Annotated in this window: 19 protein-coding genes; 11 read left to right on the top strand and 8 right to left on the bottom strand. The window is 69.2% G+C overall.

The genetic code is table 11. From position 1 onward, the window contains the following. Position 1: 1 nt before the first annotated feature. Positions 2–685, bottom strand: a complete 684-nt coding sequence (locus tag AC5Y4S_RS01730; RefSeq protein ID WP_500029363.1) for a DivIVA domain-containing protein — start codon at positions 683–685, stop codon at positions 2–4. A 108-nt stretch (positions 686–793) separates the two neighbouring features. Between AC5Y4S_RS01730 and AC5Y4S_RS01725 the strand changes: the two genes are divergently transcribed. Beyond that, on the top strand, positions 794–1,078 hold the full coding sequence (locus AC5Y4S_RS01725) for a GlsB/YeaQ/YmgE family stress response membrane protein (protein ID WP_067157083.1): 285 nt from the start codon (positions 794–796) through the stop codon (positions 1,076–1,078). A gap of 6 nt (positions 1,079–1,084) precedes the next feature. On the opposite strand, the gene AC5Y4S_RS01720 is transcribed toward AC5Y4S_RS01725, so the two are convergent. From AC5Y4S_RS01720 to AC5Y4S_RS01710, 3 genes are read right to left on the bottom strand one after another with little or no spacing between them, the layout of a single operon-like run. Then, complete coding sequence (locus tag AC5Y4S_RS01720) at positions 1,085–2,164, bottom strand: adenosine deaminase (RefSeq protein ID WP_500029362.1); 1,080 nt, start codon at positions 2,162–2,164, stop codon at positions 1,085–1,087. After that, entirely contained in the window at positions 2,161–3,459 is a 1,299-nt protein-coding gene (locus AC5Y4S_RS01715; protein ID WP_500029361.1) for a thymidine phosphorylase, read from the bottom strand. Before AC5Y4S_RS01715 ends, AC5Y4S_RS01720 begins: the two co-directional genes overlap by 4 nt. Continuing rightward, on the bottom strand, positions 3,456–3,854 hold the full coding sequence (locus tag AC5Y4S_RS01710; RefSeq protein WP_500029360.1) for a cytidine deaminase: 399 nt from the start codon (positions 3,852–3,854) through the stop codon (positions 3,456–3,458). Before AC5Y4S_RS01710 ends, AC5Y4S_RS01715 begins: the two co-directional genes overlap by 4 nt. Before the next feature lie 213 nt (positions 3,855–4,067). Here AC5Y4S_RS01710 and sdhC point away from each other — a divergent pair, with 213 nt between their 5' ends. The 5 genes from sdhC to AC5Y4S_RS01685 are packed head-to-tail and all read left to right on the top strand — an operon-like array spanning position 4,068 to position 7,818. Then, entirely contained in the window at positions 4,068–4,406 is a 339-nt protein-coding gene (sdhC, locus tag AC5Y4S_RS01705; protein ID WP_068106765.1) for a succinate dehydrogenase, cytochrome b556 subunit, read from the top strand. After that, entirely contained in the window at positions 4,403–4,870 is a 468-nt protein-coding gene (locus AC5Y4S_RS01700; protein ID WP_500029359.1) for a succinate dehydrogenase hydrophobic membrane anchor subunit, read from the top strand. Before sdhC ends, AC5Y4S_RS01700 begins: the two co-directional genes overlap by 4 nt. Before the next feature lie 19 nt (positions 4,871–4,889). After that, positions 4,890–6,644 (top strand): succinate dehydrogenase flavoprotein subunit, encoded by a 1,755-nt coding sequence (sdhA, locus tag AC5Y4S_RS01695; RefSeq protein ID WP_500029358.1) that lies wholly within the window; start codon positions 4,890–4,892, stop codon positions 6,642–6,644. After that, positions 6,644–7,435, top strand: coding sequence for a succinate dehydrogenase iron-sulfur subunit (locus AC5Y4S_RS01690; RefSeq protein WP_068106758.1), 792 nt, complete (start codon positions 6,644–6,646; stop codon positions 7,433–7,435). Before sdhA ends, AC5Y4S_RS01690 begins: the two co-directional genes overlap by 1 nt. 35 nt (positions 7,436–7,470) lie before the next feature. Beyond that, positions 7,471–7,818: a VOC family protein gene (locus tag AC5Y4S_RS01685; protein ID WP_500029357.1), complete on the top strand. Its 348-nt coding sequence runs from the start codon at positions 7,471–7,473 to the stop codon at positions 7,816–7,818. 27 nt (positions 7,819–7,845) lie between these two features. Here AC5Y4S_RS01685 and AC5Y4S_RS01680 read toward each other — a convergent pair whose 3' ends face one another. Together AC5Y4S_RS01680 and AC5Y4S_RS01675 are read right to left on the bottom strand one after the other, a co-directional pair. Beyond that, entirely contained in the window at positions 7,846–8,319 is a 474-nt protein-coding gene (locus AC5Y4S_RS01680) for a hypothetical protein (protein WP_500029356.1), read from the bottom strand. A 117-nt stretch (positions 8,320–8,436) separates the two neighbouring features. Further along, positions 8,437–9,507, bottom strand: coding sequence for a GGDEF domain-containing protein (locus AC5Y4S_RS01675; protein ID WP_500029355.1), 1,071 nt, complete (start codon positions 9,505–9,507; stop codon positions 8,437–8,439). A gap of 91 nt (positions 9,508–9,598) precedes the next feature. Between AC5Y4S_RS01675 and AC5Y4S_RS01670 the strand changes: the two genes are divergently transcribed. From AC5Y4S_RS01670 to AC5Y4S_RS01655, 4 genes are read left to right on the top strand one after another with little or no spacing between them, the layout of a single operon-like run. Continuing rightward, a complete protein-coding gene (locus AC5Y4S_RS01670; protein ID WP_500029354.1) occupies positions 9,599–10,204 on the top strand; it encodes a carboxymuconolactone decarboxylase family protein in 606 nt (201 codons plus the stop codon). Positions 10,205–10,213: 9 nt separating this feature from the next. Further along, positions 10,214–10,948: a helix-turn-helix transcriptional regulator gene (locus tag AC5Y4S_RS01665; RefSeq protein ID WP_500029353.1), complete on the top strand. Its 735-nt coding sequence runs from the start codon at positions 10,214–10,216 to the stop codon at positions 10,946–10,948. 46 nt (positions 10,949–10,994) lie between these two features. After that, positions 10,995–11,588 (top strand): class I SAM-dependent methyltransferase, encoded by a 594-nt coding sequence (locus tag AC5Y4S_RS01660; RefSeq protein WP_500029352.1) that lies wholly within the window; start codon positions 10,995–10,997, stop codon positions 11,586–11,588. Then, entirely contained in the window at positions 11,576–12,670 is a 1,095-nt protein-coding gene (locus AC5Y4S_RS01655; RefSeq protein ID WP_500029351.1) for an alpha/beta hydrolase, read from the top strand. Before AC5Y4S_RS01660 ends, AC5Y4S_RS01655 begins: the two co-directional genes overlap by 13 nt. Here AC5Y4S_RS01655 and AC5Y4S_RS01650 read toward each other — a convergent pair. Continuing rightward, on the bottom strand, positions 12,611–13,534 hold the full coding sequence (locus AC5Y4S_RS01650; RefSeq protein ID WP_500029350.1) for a sigma-70 family RNA polymerase sigma factor: 924 nt from the start codon (positions 13,532–13,534) through the stop codon (positions 12,611–12,613). The two genes, AC5Y4S_RS01655 and AC5Y4S_RS01650, sit on opposite strands and share 60 nt — an antisense overlap. A gap of 26 nt (positions 13,535–13,560) precedes the next feature. Between AC5Y4S_RS01650 and AC5Y4S_RS01645 the strand changes: the two genes are divergently transcribed. Next, a complete protein-coding gene (locus tag AC5Y4S_RS01645; RefSeq protein ID WP_500029349.1) occupies positions 13,561–14,892 on the top strand; it encodes an aspartate aminotransferase family protein in 1,332 nt (443 codons plus the stop codon). Here AC5Y4S_RS01645 and AC5Y4S_RS01640 read toward each other — a convergent pair. Next, on the bottom strand, positions 14,867–15,118 hold the full coding sequence (locus tag AC5Y4S_RS01640; RefSeq protein ID WP_068106779.1) for a hypothetical protein: 252 nt from the start codon (positions 15,116–15,118) through the stop codon (positions 14,867–14,869). The genes AC5Y4S_RS01645 and AC5Y4S_RS01640 overlap by 26 nt on opposite strands. Positions 15,119–15,200 lie beyond the last annotated feature (82 nt).

Below are 15,200 nucleotides of genomic sequence, written 5' to 3'. Positions count from 1 at the left end.
CCTACAGCGTCAGGACGCCGTCGCCGGCGGCGATCTGGTCGCGCGCTTCGGCTCGGGCGCGCCGCACGGCGTACCAGGAGCCCTGGCTCAGCAACAGCGCGTCGGTGCCGTCGTTCGGGACGGCTATCAGCCGGTGGCGCCGCGCGCCGAGCAGGCTGGCCAGCAGGGAGATCGGGGAGAGCGCGACGGCGACGCATCCCTCCAGCAACCACGCGACGGCGGCCCACACCCTCCACAGGAACCAGTTCCACAGCAGGTCGAAGAGGAATTCCAACACGAAGTCGAGCACACCGTCGCCGGACCCGCCGGACGTGTCGTCCGAGCGCCAGTCGTGCCATTGCGGCGTCCAGAACAGGAACAGGTTCGGCTGGATCTTCATGGTGTACCTGGTCGGCGGCCGATCGCCCGGCGCGGGCCCGGGTGGCGAACCCCCGGGACCCCCGACCTGCCGCGCGACCGAGTCGAGGAACGCGTCGACCTCGTCCTGGTTGTATCCGCGCTTTCCGATGGGCGGCTTGGAGAAGGTGACGTTGCGGATCTGCTCGGGCGTGGGCGCTCCCCGGCCCGGGTCCCGCAACGCCGCCTCCAGCCAGTCGAGAAACGCGTCGACCTGGTCCTCGTTGTAACCGCGTTTACCCATGGGTGGCGGACCGAAGGCGACGTTGCGCACCTGCTCGTGATCCATGAGCAGAGTTTGTACCGCATCGAATTGTGTTACAAGCCGGGTGGTTCGGGGAACCCGCATTCCATGACGGTGCCCGCAAGGGGCGCCGTAAAGACAACAGGAGCTGCAATGATCGGATCAATCATCCTGGCCATCATCGTGGGCGCGGTCATCGGTTTGGTGGCGCGCCTGGTTATGCCGGGCAAACAGAACATCGGCATGATCATGACGGTCGTCCTCGGCGCCGTCGGTGGTCTGATCGGCTCGGCCGTGGCCGCGCAGTTCGGATACCACAACGCCAACGGCGGGATCGCCTGGATTCCGTTCTTCGTCGGCGTCGCCGCAGCCGTCGTGCTGATCGCGATCTGGGAGGCCGTGACGGGCCGTCGCCACCGCACCGGGTTGCCGCGCTAGGCGGCGCTAGCCGATCAACACCGCGTACCGCGGTTTGATCACCTCGTCGATGATCGCCAGCCGCTCGTCGAAGGGGATGAACGCGGACTTCATCGCGTTGATGGTGAACCGCTCCAGATCACTCCACCCATAACCGAAAGCCTCGATGAGCCTCGACATTTCGAGGCTCATCGTGGTATCGCTCATCAGTCGGTTGTCGGTGTTGACGGTAACCCGGAAGCGGGTGCGGGCCAGCAGATCGAACGGGTGCTCGGCGATGCTCTTGACGGCGCCCGTCTGCACGTTCGAGCTGGGGCACAGTTCCAGCGGAATTCGCTTGTCCCGCAGGATGGATGCCTGCTGACCCAGCCGGACGCGGCCGTCGTCGAGCACCTCGATGTCGTCGACGATGCGCACCCCATGGCCGAGCCGGTCGGCGCCGCAGAACGCGATCGCCTCGTGGATGGACGGCAGCCCGAATGCCTCCCCGGCGTGAATGGTGAAGCGCGCGTTGTGGTCTCGCATGTACTCGAAGGCGTCCAGGTGCCGGGTCGGCGGGTTGCCCGCCTCGGCGCCGGCGATGTCGAACCCCACCACGCCCTTGTCCCGGAACCGGATTGCCAGCTCGGCGATCTCGCGGGACACCGCGGCGTGGCGCATCGCGGTGACCAGCAACCGCACCTTGATCTGCCGGCCCGCCGCCGCGCAGGCCTTCTCGCCGGCGGCGAAGCCCTCCAGCACGGCGTCGACGATCTCGTCGAAGGACAGCCCACGGTCGATGTGCAGTTCGGGGGCGAAGCGCACCTCGGCGTAGACGACGGAGTCCTCGGCAAGGTCCTCCACGCATTCGTAGGCGACGCGGTACAGGGCATCGGGGGTCTGCATCACCGCCACGGTGTGCGAGAACGGTTCCAGGTAGCGCTCCAGCGAGCCGCTGTGCGACCGGGTGCGAAACCACTTCGCCAGCTCGTCGACGTCGGTGGCGGGCAGCCCGTCGTACCCGGTCTGGCCGGCGATGTCGATCACGGTCGACGGCCGCAGCCCGCCGTCGAGGTGGTCGTGCAGCAGGGCCTTGGGCGCCTTCTTGATCTGGTTCAGTTCGATCACTGGGCGATCCGATCGATGATCAGCGGCCGGGAAACCGGCGGCGTGTCCTCGACGCTGTAGCCGCCGGCCAGCTCGGCCAGCGCGGCGTCGAAGCGTTCGGGGGTGTCGGTGTAGAGGGTGAACAGCGTCTCGCCGGCCGCGACGGGCTCCCGGGGGCGGCGGTGGATCCTGATGCCCGCCCCCAACTGCACCGGATGGCCCGGACGGGACCTGCCCGCGCCGAGCCGCCAACTTGCCAGCCCCACCGCCATCGCGTCGATATCGCCCATTGTGCCGCCCCGGTGCGCGGTCACGGTCTCGGAACACGAACCGATCGGCAACGGTACCGACAAGTCGCCGCCCTGGGCCGCGACGAGCCGGCGAAAGCGGTCCATCGCGGTGCCGTCGCGCAGCGTGCGGGCGGGATCGCGGTCGCCGAGGCCGGCGAGGTCGAGCATCTCGGCGGCCAGCCGCAGCGTCAGCTCCACCACGTCGGGGGGGCCGCCGCCGGCCAGCACCTCCAGCGACTCGGCGACCTCGAGCGCGTTGCCGACCGTCGAGCCCAGCGGGCGGTTCATGTCCGTCAGCAGCGCGCGGGTGGCCACCCCGTGCGCCGCGCCCAGCTCGACCATGGTGTGCGCCAACTCGCGGCTGGCCGCCTCCGAGCTCATCAGCGCCCCGGATCCGACCTTCACGTCGAGCACCAGCGCGCCCGCGCCCTCGGCCAGTTTCTTGCTCATCACCGAGCTGGCGATCAGCGGCAGCGACTCGACGGTGCCGGTGACGTCGCGCAGCGCGTAGAGCTTGGCGTCGGCCGGGGCCAGCTCGCCGGCGGCGAAGATCGCGGCGCCGACGTCGCGGAGCTGTTCTGCGATCCGCCGGGTGGACAGCTGGGCGGTGAACCCGGCGATGGATTCCAGCTTGTCCAGGGTGCCGCCGGTGTGCCCGAGCCCGCGTCCCGATGCCTGGGGCACGGCCGCCCCGCAGGCGGCGACGACGGGCACCAACGGCAGGGTGATCTTGTCCCCGACGCCGCCGGTCGAGTGCTTGTCGACGGTCGGGAGGCCCAGGTCGCCGAAGTCCAGCCGCGCGCCGGAGGCCAGCATGGCCGCCGTCCACCTGGCGATCTCGCCGCGGTCCATGCCGCGCCACACGATCGCCATCAGCAGCGCCGACATCTGCTCGTCGGCGACGCGGCCGTGTGTGTACGCGTCGATCACCCAATCGATGGCGGCGTCGGACAGCCGCCCGCCGTCGCGTTTGGTCCGGATCACCGTCGGCGCGTCGAAGGCTCCGTCAAAGTCGAAGTGGCTCAAGGCAGTTCCCGCGGCAGGTCGGCGGTGAAGGCGTCGGGCAACAACTCGCCGAGGCGGCGCGGCCCGGCGGGATGGTCGATCAGTAACTCCGGCCCGCCGTGCTCGAGCAGCAGCTGACGGCATCGCCCGCACGGCATCAGGGCGGCCCCCCGGGCGTCCAGGCACGCCAGCGCGACCAGCCGGCCGCCACCGGTGGCGTGCAGGGCGCTCACCACACCGCACTCGGCACAGAGACCAAGGCCATATGAGATGTTCTCCACATTGCACCCGGTGATCACCCGGCCGTCGTCGACCAGCGCGGCCGCGCCCACGGGGAAGCGCGAGTAGGGCGCGTAGGCCCCCGCCGCGGCCCGGATCGCCTTGTCGCGCAGCGCTTTCCAATCGACATCAGGCATACCCACTCCGCTCGCCCACGGGCCGATACAAGACAGCCAGACTAACCCTGACACGACACTTCGCTCGGGGGCTGTACGGCCCGGCCTGCCAGCTGGCAGGGTTAGGCTGACTTGTCCGGCTAACTGTTCTATTAAGGCGGTGGGGACTTGGTGAGCACTGCCGCCGCGCGCAAGCGGCGACCACCCCGGACCCTGTATCGGGGCGACCCCGGCATGTGGGCGTGGGTGCTGCACCGCATTAGCGGCGCGACGATCTTCTTCTTCTTGTTCGTCCACGTGCTGGACGCCGCGATGCTGCGGGTGAGCCCGCAGACCTACAACGCGGTGGTCGGCGACTACAAGACCCCGATCGTCGGCCTGATGGAGTACGGCCTGATCGCCGCGGTGCTGTTCCACGGGCTGAACGGCATCCGGGTCATCCTGATCGACTTCTGGTCGCAGGGGCCCCGTTACCAGCGGCTGATGTTCCTGATCGTCATCGTCGTCTTTTTGCTGCTGATGGTGCCGGCCGGCGTGGTGACCGGCATCCACATCGCGGAGCACCTGCGATGAGCAGCCCCGACCTTCAGCTCGGGCGCGGCCAGACGGCGCCGGTCAAGCAGCGCTTCTACGACCGTCCCGCCAGCCTGGACAATCCCCGCTCCCCGCGGCGGCGCGCCGGCATCCCCAACTTCGAGAAGTTCGCGTGGCTGTTCATGCGGTTCTCCGGGATCGCGCTGGCGTTCCTGGCGATCGGGCACCTGTTCATCATGCTGATGTGGGACGACGGCGTGTACCGCATCGACTTCAACTACGTGGCCCAGCGGTGGCATTCGCCGTTTTGGCAGATGTGGGACATGGCGCTGTTGTGGCTGGCGCAGCTGCACGGCGGCAACGGGCTGCGCACCATCATCGACGACTACAGCCGCAAGAACTCCACCCGGTTCTGGCTCAACAGCCTGCTGCTCTTGTCGATGGGGTTCACCTTGGTGCTGGGCACCTACGTGCTGGTGACATTCGACCCGAACATCTCCTGAAAGTCCTGAAAGGAGAGCCTTGATCCAGCAACACCGATACGACGTGGTGATCGTCGGCGCGGGCGGTGCCGGGATGCGCGCCGCCGTCGAGGCGGGGCCGCGGGTGCGGACCGCGGTGCTGACCAAGCTCTACCCGACCCGCAGCCACACCGGCGCCGCCCAGGGCGGCATGTGCGCGGCGCTGGCCAACGTCGAGGACGACAACTGGGAGTGGCACACGTTCGACACCGTCAAGGGCGGCGACTACCTCGCCGACCAGGACGCCGTGGAGATCATGTGCAAGGAAGCCATCGACGCGGTGCTCGACCTGGAGAAGATGGGGATGCCGTTCAACCGGACCCCCGAGGGCCGCATCGACCAGCGCCGCTTCGGCGGGCACACCCGCGACCACGGCAAGGCGCCGGTCCGCCGGGCCTGCTACGCCGCCGACCGCACCGGCCACATGATCCTGCAGACGCTGTATCAGAACTGCGTCAAGCACGACGTGCAGTTCTTCAACGAGTTCTACGCGCTGGACCTGGTGCTCACCCAGACCCCGACCGGGCCGGTGGCCACGGGCGTGGTCGCCTACGAGCTCGCGACGGGCGAGATCCACGTCTTCCACGCCAAGGCCGTCGTCATCGCCACCGGCGGGTCGGGGCGCATGTACAAGACGACCTCCAACGCGCACACGCTGACCGGCGACGGCATCGGCATCGTCTTCCGCAAGGGACTTCCCTTGGAGGACATGGAATTTCACCAGTTCCACCCGACCGGGCTGGCCGGGCTGGGGATCCTGATCTCCGAGGCCGTCCGCGGCGAGGGCGGCCGGCTGCTCAACGGCGAGGGCGAGCGCTTCATGGAGCGCTACGCGCCGACGATCGTCGACCTGGCGCCGCGCGACATCGTCGCCCGCTCGATGGTGCTGGAGGTCCTGGAGGGCCGCGGTGCCGGCCCGCACAAGGACTACGTGTACATCGACGTCCGCCACCTGGGCGAGGACGTGCTGGAGTCCAAGCTGCCCGACATCACCGAGTTCGCCCGGACCTATCTGGGCGTGGACCCGGTGCACGAGCTGGTGCCGGTCTACCCGACGTGTCACTACGTGATGGGTGGCATCCCGACGACCGTCACGGGACAGGTGTTGCGGGACAACACCTCCACCGTCCCGGGGCTGTACGCGGCCGGCGAGTGCGCGTGCGTGTCGGTGCACGGCGCCAACCGGCTGGGCACCAATTCGCTGCTCGACATCAACGTGTTCGGCCGCCGGGCCGGGATCGCCGCCGCGGGCTACGCGCGGGGGCACGACTTCGTCGACATGCCGCCCGAGCCGGAGGCGATGGTCGTCGGGTGGGTGGGCGACATCCTCTCCGAGCACGGCAACGAGCGCGTCGCCGACATCCGCGCCGCGCTGCAGCAGTCGATGGACAACAACGCCGCGGTGTTCCGCACCGAGGAGACGCTCAAGCAGGCGCTCACCGACATCCACGCGCTGAAGGAGCGCTACTCGCGAATAACCGTGCACGACAAGGGAAAGCGTTACAACAGCGACCTGCTGGAGGCCATCGAGCTCGGCTTCCTGCTGGAGCTGGCCGAGGTCACCGTGGTCGGCGCGCTGAATCGCAAGGAGTCCCGCGGCGGCCACGCCCGCGAGGACTACCCGAACCGAGACGACGTCAACTACATGCGCCACACGATGGCCTACAAACAGGGCACCGACCTGCTCAGCGACATCGCGCTGGATTTCAAGCCCGTGGTGCAGACCCGCTACGAACCCAAGGAACGGAAGTACTGATGACGGCCGAAACAGAGGTCGAAACGTTGGAGCCGCCCCTGCCGCCGGTTCCCGAGGGCGCGGTGATGGTGACCGTGAAGATCGCCCGGTTCAACCCCGACCAGCCCGATGCCTTCGCGAAAACCGGTGGCTGGCAAAGCTTTCGGGTGCCCTGCCTGCCCAGCGACCGGATGCTCAACCTGCTGATCTACATCAAGAGCTACCTCGACGGCACGCTGACCTTCCGGCGGTCCTGCGCGCACGGCGTGTGCGGCTCCGACGCCATGCGCATCAACGGCGTCAACCGGCTGGCCTGCAAGGTGCTGATGCGCGACCTGCTGCCCGACAAACCGGGGAAATCCCTGACCATCACGGTCGAACCGATCCGCGGGCTGCCGGTGGAAAAGGACCTGGTCGTCGACATGGAGCCGTTCTTCGACGCCTACCGTGCCGTGAAGCCGTACCTGATCACCACCGGCAACCCCCCGACGCGGGAACGCATCCAGAGCCCGACCGACCGCGCCCGCTACGACGACACCACCAAGTGCATCCTGTGCGCATGCTGCACCACCAGCTGCCCGGTGTTCTGGCACGAGGGCAGCTACTACGGGCCGGCGGCCATCGTCAACGCGCACCGCTTCATCTTCGACAGCCGCGACGAGGCCGCCGCCGAGCGCCTCGACATCCTGAACGAGGTCGACGGCGTGTGGCGCTGCCGGACCACGTTCAACTGCACCGAATCCTGCCCACGGGGCATCGAGGTGACCAAGGCGATCCAGGAGGTCAAACGCGCGACGATGTTCTCGCGCTGAGACCCCGGGCGCGCAGCGGACGTAGTGTTGCCGACATGATCACAGGCGCTCATGTCATCGTCTACAGCCGTGACGCCGACGCCGACCGCGCGTTCTTCCGCGACACGCTCGGCTACCCGCATCTCGACGCGGGTAGCGGCTGGCTGATCTTCAAACTGCCCCCCGCTGAGGTGGCGGTGCACCCCTCCGCTGCGGGGCAGTCACACGAGCTCTATTTGATGTGCGACGACCTGAACGCCACCGTCGACTCACTGAACGCCAAGGGTGTCCAGTGCGCTCCTCCGACAACGGAACGCTGGGGCAGACTCACGACGATCTCGCTTCCCGGCGGCGGGCAGCTGGGCCTCTACGAACCACGGCATCCGCGCGCCACGGACCTGTAAAGCTCGGCGTGAAGTCGGCGCCAGAGGTCAGGGTTTGTCTTCGCCGCGGCCGGTGCCCGCCACGTGCGCCGGCCCGACGCGGTCGTCGTCGCGGTCGGATTCCGGCATTTCCGAGGCGGGCTGCTCGTCCGCCGGCGACTGCGTCGCGCCGCCGGGCGTATCCGACGGGCTGGCCGACTTGTAATCCGGATTCGCCGTGGGGCCCGCCGCGCCGCCGGCGCCCTGGGCGTCGACCGCGGCGCCCTGTTGACGTCCCTCGTAGGGCGGGACGGCACTGCCGGTGTCCTGCGGGGGCAACTCACCGGTGCCGCTGTAGGTGTCCGACGCGCTCGGATCGCTCATCGGCGGGTTCGCGTCTTCGTCTACGGTTCCGACCGGACGGTCCCCGGTGCCCTGCTCCGGGGTATCCGAACCTGTGTCGCGCGCACCGCTGCCCAATTCGGGATCGTCGAAGTGCTCCAGCCGGGTGTTTTCTGATTCCTGATCATTTTGAGAGGTCATCACTGTCTCCTCACCCTCTCGAACCCTGCCGCACCGGTTGGCCGGCGGGGTCGAAATCGGGTACCCGGAGCTCTTAGCGGGAAACCACTTCGGCGTCTTGGAGCGAGCCGCCGGGGGTCAGCAGAGCTCGTGGTGATGACTTCGGTTGCCGCCCAACCGTTTAGCCCGATACATCGCGGCGTCCGAGGCGCTGATCAACTCCTGCAGCAGCGCTTGGGGGTCGTCAGCGGCGTCGTCCAGGCGGGCGCAGGCGGTGCCGATGCTCGCGGTGACCCCCGCGGTCGACGCCGCGATGGCTAGGCACATCCGGGCGGCCAACGACTCGGCGTTGCAGCCCGCGGACGTCCCGGCCAACAGAAATTCCTCTCCGCCGCTGCGCGCGACCACCGCCTGGTCGTCGGCGGCGGCCAGCAGCGCCTGGGCGACCTGGACCAGCGCGTGGTCTCCCGCGGCGTGGCCGGACTTGTCGTTGAGGGCCTTGAAACGGTCGAGGTCGATCAGCATCACCACGAGGTGGGAGTCGATGCCGCGGCGGGCCAACAACATCCCCAGCGCCTCGTGCGCGAACGCGCGCCGGTTGAGCAGGCCGGTCAGCGGATCGCGGTCGGCGCGCAGCAGATCGCCCGCCAGGGCGCGGACCAGGATCAGAATGGCCAGCGGCAGGGCGATGTTGACCTCGATCACCAGCCACAAATCCACCCCGGCGAGGCTGGGGTGTCCGGACCTGGCCAACGACAGCGCCTCCCAGGAGCCGACGCCGGCGGCCACCGCGAAGTTGTACAGCACGAATCCCGTGGCGTGAAAGAACGCCATGTAGGCGCCGAAGGTCGCGAAAGCGACGCACCCGATCAGCGCGGCCAGCGGGTTCGGGTGCGCCAGGCACGCCAAGGCGACGGCGGCGTTGCACGTCATGACGAACATGAGCGACTGCGTGCGCGTCGGCCAGCGGCTGATCCACAGCACCACCCCCGCCACCCCGCCGCCAACGGCGGCCCACATCATCGCCACCGGGACCGCTCCGTGCGGACCGTCCGGGCCGGCCAGCAGCGCGAGCAGGCACACCACCATCGACGCCGAAATGAATGCCAGCACGGCCCGGGTGGCACCGCTGATGCCCCGCGACGCAAGGTAACCGGAGAGCCAGTCGTACTGGTCGGCCCGCCACCACCGGCTAAACAGCGCGGTCATCGTCACCTCGCAACCGTCGCCACAGGTCGAGAGACTATCCGCATACCGCAGGTATGTGTCACACTTTCGCACCCCACCCCGTCTCAGGGGTATGACACAGAAAACCCGCATCGAGCCCCTGCCGCCCAACCGCGTCGGGCTGGTGACCCGAGCCATGTACCGGGTGGCCAAGCGGCGCTACGGCCAGGTCCCCGAGCCGTTCGCCGTGTCCGCGCATCACCGCAAGCTGATGATCGCCGGCGCCCTGCACGAAACCATGGTCGACCGGGCATGCAAGACGCTTCCGGTCAGCGTGCGTGAGCTCGCGGTGTATTGGACCGCGCACCAGATCGGCTGCTCGTGGTGCGTCGACTTCGGCTCCATGTTGCAGCGGCTGGACGGCCTCGACATGGAGCGCCTTAGGGAGATCGACAATTACTCCACCTCAACAGCTTTCAGCGACGACGAACGCGCGGCCATCGCCTACGCCGACGCCATGACGGCCGACCCGCACACCGTGACCGACGAGCAGGTCGCCGACCTGCGCGCCCGCTTCGGCGACGCCGGCGTGTTCGAGCTGACCTACCAGATCGGGCTGGAGAACATGCGGGCGCGGGTGAACTCGGCGCTGGGCATCACCGAGCAGGGCTTCAATTCCGGTGACGCCTGCCGGATCCCGTGGATTACCGACGCGGACGGGGCTCCAGCGCAGCGCTAAGGTGGCGTCATGCGCACGTGGGACCTCGGGCCCGGCCGGCTGATGGTGGCCGGCGCATTCTCCGATCTCGCGCCCCACCACCACCCCGCGGTCCAGGTCACGGTCGGCACCGAAGGTCCGTTGACAGTTGCCCGGGCGAGCGACCGGCGCGACGTCTGCCGGCTGGTGGTGGTCGGCAGCGGTGTTCGGCACGCGGTGCGTTCCGAGGCGAAATCCGGGGCGTTGACGCTGTACCTCGGCCTGCAGACGCCTCAGGGTGTCGCGCTGAACGCGGCGGCGCGCCACCGCGTCTGGGTCGTCGACGACGGACAATCGCTGGCCGAGGCGACGGCCGCGGCGCTGGACGGGGAGGGCCCGCACGCCGCGGCGGATTTCCTGGTCGGCCGGCTGTGCGGACGGCAAGACGGGCCGCGGTCCGTGCACCCGCAGCTGCGGCGGGCGATCGAGGTCGTGTCGAGCCGGGTGCCGAGCCCCGTGGATGTGGCATCGGTCGCGGATGCCGTTGCGCTGTCGCCGGATTACCTCGGGCGCCTGTGCCGGCAACAGACCGGGGCGTCGATGTCGGCGACGATCCGCTGGGCACGGCTGATGACCGCCATGGGCCACCTCATCGAGGGGCGCTCCGTCACCGACGCCGCCCACCTGGCCGGGTTCGCCGACGGCTCGCACGCCAACAAGGTGTGCTGGGAGATGACCGGTTCGGCCCCGCACGAGCTCGCGCGGGCGGTTCGCGAATCGGTTTGACGGATCCGTACAAGCGTTCCCGTCGCGGGTGATCCACGCTTGGGACATGCCCGCGATGTCAGCATTCGAACGCGCCTTCTGCTGCGGCGCCGTCGGTCGTTCCGGCAGCCCGGTGATCGCGCGTGAGCTGCACGGCCAGCAACTCGGCCGCGACGTGCTGGAGATCGGATCCGGCGCCGGATCCGTTGCCCGACAAGTTCTCTCGAAGAACCCCGAACTCACCTGGGTCGCAATGGACATCGACCCGCACATGACCCGAGCCGCCGCCGCACGGCTGCGGGAATTCCCCAACGCGTCTGCGCGGACGGCCGACGCCACCGCGATGCCCTTCCCCGACGAGTCCTTCGACTCCGTCGTGAGCTGCCTGATGCTGCATCACGTCATCGACTGGGAACGCGCGGTCGCCGAGGTGGCCCGGGTGCTGCGGCCGGGCGGGGCCTTCGTCGGCTACGACCTGGTGCGCACCCCACTGGCCAGCCTGTTTCACCGGTTGGACGGCTCCCCGCATCGGCTGATCGTGCCGCGCGACTTCCGGGTCGAATGCGAGCGCAACGGGCTCGCCGTCGCGTTGCGGTCGGGGCTGCTCGGCCACGTCATGCGGTTCTCGGCTAGCAAGGAGCAAACACCATGGCATCGTTAGGCATTCGCGCCCGGGCCGTCCGTGCCATCTTCGCGTTGCCCACGCCGGTCCGCCGGCTGCTGGCGGGACCGCCGGTGCGCATCGACGGGCAGGAGATGGCACTCGACGCGCAGCTGATGATTCGCCTCAAAAACCTTTCCGGCTCCGACGTTTTCACCGATCCCGTCGACGAGGCACGCGCACGGTATGACGAACTCCCCCGGCTCATGGGTTACGAATCACCCCTGCCCATCCGGACGCGGGAGATCGCCATCCCCGCCGAGCACGGCGACATCCAGGCCACCCTCTACACCCCCGCCGGCCTGCCCGAGCCGTCCGGGCTGCTGGTTTATTTCCACGGCGGCGGCTTCTCGGTCGGCTCCCGAATCAGCCACGACCCCGTCGCCCGCTATCTGGCGGGCCACGCCGGCGTGCGCGTGCTGTCGGTCGAATACCGGCGCGCACCCGAGCACCCGTTCCCCGCCGCGGTGGCGGACGCGATCGCCGCGTTCGAACACGCGCACCGCCACGCCGCCGACCTGGGTGCGGATTCCGGCCGCGTCGCGGTCGGGGGCGACAGCGCCGGCGGCAACCTGGCGGCCGTGACCGCGCAACAGGCGGTGCGACGCGGCGGCCCCATCCCGGCGTTCCAGCTGCTGATGTACCCGCCGACGGACCTCGACGGCCGCCGGCCCTCGCACGACCTGTTCGCCGGCGGCTCCACCTTCACCGACCGGAACCTGCGGTGGGCGCTGGCCAATTACATTCCCGCGCACACCGATCCGCGCGACCCGCGGCTGTCACCGCTACACGGCGACGCCACCGGCCTGCCTCCCGCGTACATCGCGGCCGCGGGTTTCGATCCGATCCGCGACGATGCGGTTGCCTACGCGGACAAGCTGCGGGCCGCCGGCGTCCCGGTGGCGCTGAGCCTGCAACCGGATCTGCCGCACGCGTACCTCAACTTCGTCGGCCTGGGCGGCCGGTTCGCCGAGGCCGCCGCCGAAGCCGCCGGGGCGCTGCGCCTGGGCCTCGCCGTGGGCTCAGGACAGACCGGCCAGGGGCGAGCCGGTGAACTTGTCGGGGTTAGCGATATCCCATAGCGCGCAGACCTTTCCGTCGCGCACCGTCATCGCCAGGATCCGCGGCCGCATCTCCCAGTGCCCGTCGTCGCCGGGGCTGCCCGCGGTGTAGGCGCCCAGCTCGCCGTTGACCAGCGCCAGCTGATTCGCGGTGAAGAACGCGTCGCCGTAGCGGCGGGCCAGGCCGAAGATGAACCGGGCCACCTTGTCCGATCCCTGAATGACGTGAACGGCGGTGGGCGCCTTGCCATTCGAATCGCCGGTGAACGTCACGCCCGGATGCAGCAGCGAGACGACGGCCTCTAGGTCGCCGGCGGCGATGGCCGCCATCAGCCGGCCGACCACCTCGTTGTGCGCGGGATCGGGCGACCCGGATATTGGGGCTGGTTCGGCGGCTTCCCTTTTCAAAGCCGTGCGCGCCCTGGACGCCAGCTGCCGCGCGGCGGCCTCGCTGGTGCCCAGCACCTCGGCCACCTCGGCGAAGGGCACGGCGAACCCGTCGTGCAGCACGAACGCGACCCGCTGATCGGGCGACAGGCGCTCCAGCACGACCATCGCGGCGAACCGGGCGTCCTCGCCGGCCACCACCGCGGATAGCGGGTCCGCCCCGTCAAAGCCGGTGACCACCGGCTCGGGCAGCCAATTGCCGGTGTACGTCTCGCGGCGGTGCGCGGCCGACCGCAACCGGTCCAGGCCGAGTCGGCTCACCACGGTGGTCAGCCAGGCCCGCAGGTCGTTGATATCGCTGTCGTGCTTGTCCCAGCGCAGCCATGCGTCCTGGACGATGTCCTCGGCGTCGGCCACCGTGCCGGTCAGCCGGTAGGCGACAGACATGAGATGCGGTCGCAGCGCCTCGAACTCGCCAACCTGCTGCGCCGCGGTCATATCGCGAGGCTACGCTCGCGAACAACATGACTGACAACCTGTGGCTGCACTTCGCGCGGCACGGCCCCGGCGTCGCGCCGCCGGTCATTACCCGCGGCGAGGGCGTCAGGATCTTCGACGACCGCGGCAGGGGCTACCTCGACGCGCTGTCCGGGCTGTTCACCGTGCAGGTCGGTCACGGGCGTGCCGAACTCGCCGAGGTCGTGGCCCGGCAGGCGAGCACGCTGGCGTACTTCCCGCTGTGGGGCTACGCCACCCCGCCCGCGGTGGAGCTCGCCGAGCGACTGGCCCACTACGCCCCGGGCGACCTGAACCGGATCTTCTTCACCACCGGCGGCACCGAGGCCGTCGAGACCGCCTGGAAGGTGGCCAAGCAGTACTTCAAGCTGACCGGCAAACCCGGTAAGCACAAGGTGATTTCGCGGGCGGTCGCCTACCACGGCACCACCCAGGGCGCGCTGGCGATCACCGGCCTGCCGAAGTACAAGGCGCCGTTCGAGCCGGTGACCCCGGGCGGCTTCCGGGTGCCGAACACGAACTTCTACCGCGCGCCCGAGCCGTTCGCCAACGACCCCAAGGCGTTCGGGCGCTGGGCCGCCGACCGGATCGCCGAGGCGATCGAGTTCGAGGGACCGCAGACCGTCGCCGCGGTGTTCCTGGAGCCGGTACAGAACGCGGGCGGCTCGATCCCGCCTCCCCCAGGCTATTTCGAGCGGGTGCGCGAGATCTGCGACTCCTACGACGTGCTCCTGGTCTCCGACGAGGTGATCTGCGCCTTCGGCCGGATCGGGTCGATGTTCGCCTGTACCGACTTCGGCTACGTGCCCGACATGATCACCTGCGCCAAGGGGCTGACGTCGGGCTACTCGCCGCTGGGCGCGATGATCGCCAGCGAGCGGTTGTTCGAGCCGTTCAACGACGCCAAAACCATGTTCCCGCACGGCTATACGTTCGGCGGCCACCCGGTGTCGGCCGCAGTGGCGCTGGCCAACCTCGACATCTTCGAGCGCGAGGGCCTCAACGAGCGCGTCAAACAGAACGCGCCCAGCTTCCGCGCCACCCTGGAGAAGCTCTACGACCTGCCCATCGTCGGCGACGTACGCGGCGAGGGGTACTTCTACAGCGTCGAACTGGTCAAGGACAAGGCGACCAAGCAGACCTTCACCGACGACGAACGCGAGGCGCTGCTGCCGCGGGTGTCCGCGGCGCTGTTCGAGGCCGGGATGTACTGCCGCACCGACGACCGCGGCGATTCGGTGATTTTGCTGGCGCCGCCGTTGATCAGCGGCCAACCCGAGTTCGACACCATCGAGGCCACCCTGCGCGGCGTGCTCAGCGAGGAGTCGGGCCGGCTGTAGCGAGGACCCGCTTGACCTCGTACGCGGCCAGCAGCACCTCGCGGGAATGCGCCGTGGTCGGATCGCTGCCCAGCCGGGTCTGCGCGTTGCACAGCCAGGTCAGCGCGGACTTCAGGTCGGCGCCCTCCGCGCTGTCGCGATGCGACTTCAGCTCTTCCAGGATTCGCTCGTGCCCGGAACTGCGAACCTGGGTGCCCTTCTCGACCTGCTTGAGCAGCTGCTCCAGCGACCGCGGACCGTCGCCGTCGCGCCGCCATTTCGACCAAAACCCGTTGCTTTGAATGGTGTCAGCGTACTGGGCCGGCGCC

The organism is Mycobacterium sp. NGS64, from assembly GCF_059812245.1.
Note: the sequence above shows the minus strand (reverse complement) of the source record. Positions and strands in the feature narration are given on the sequence as shown.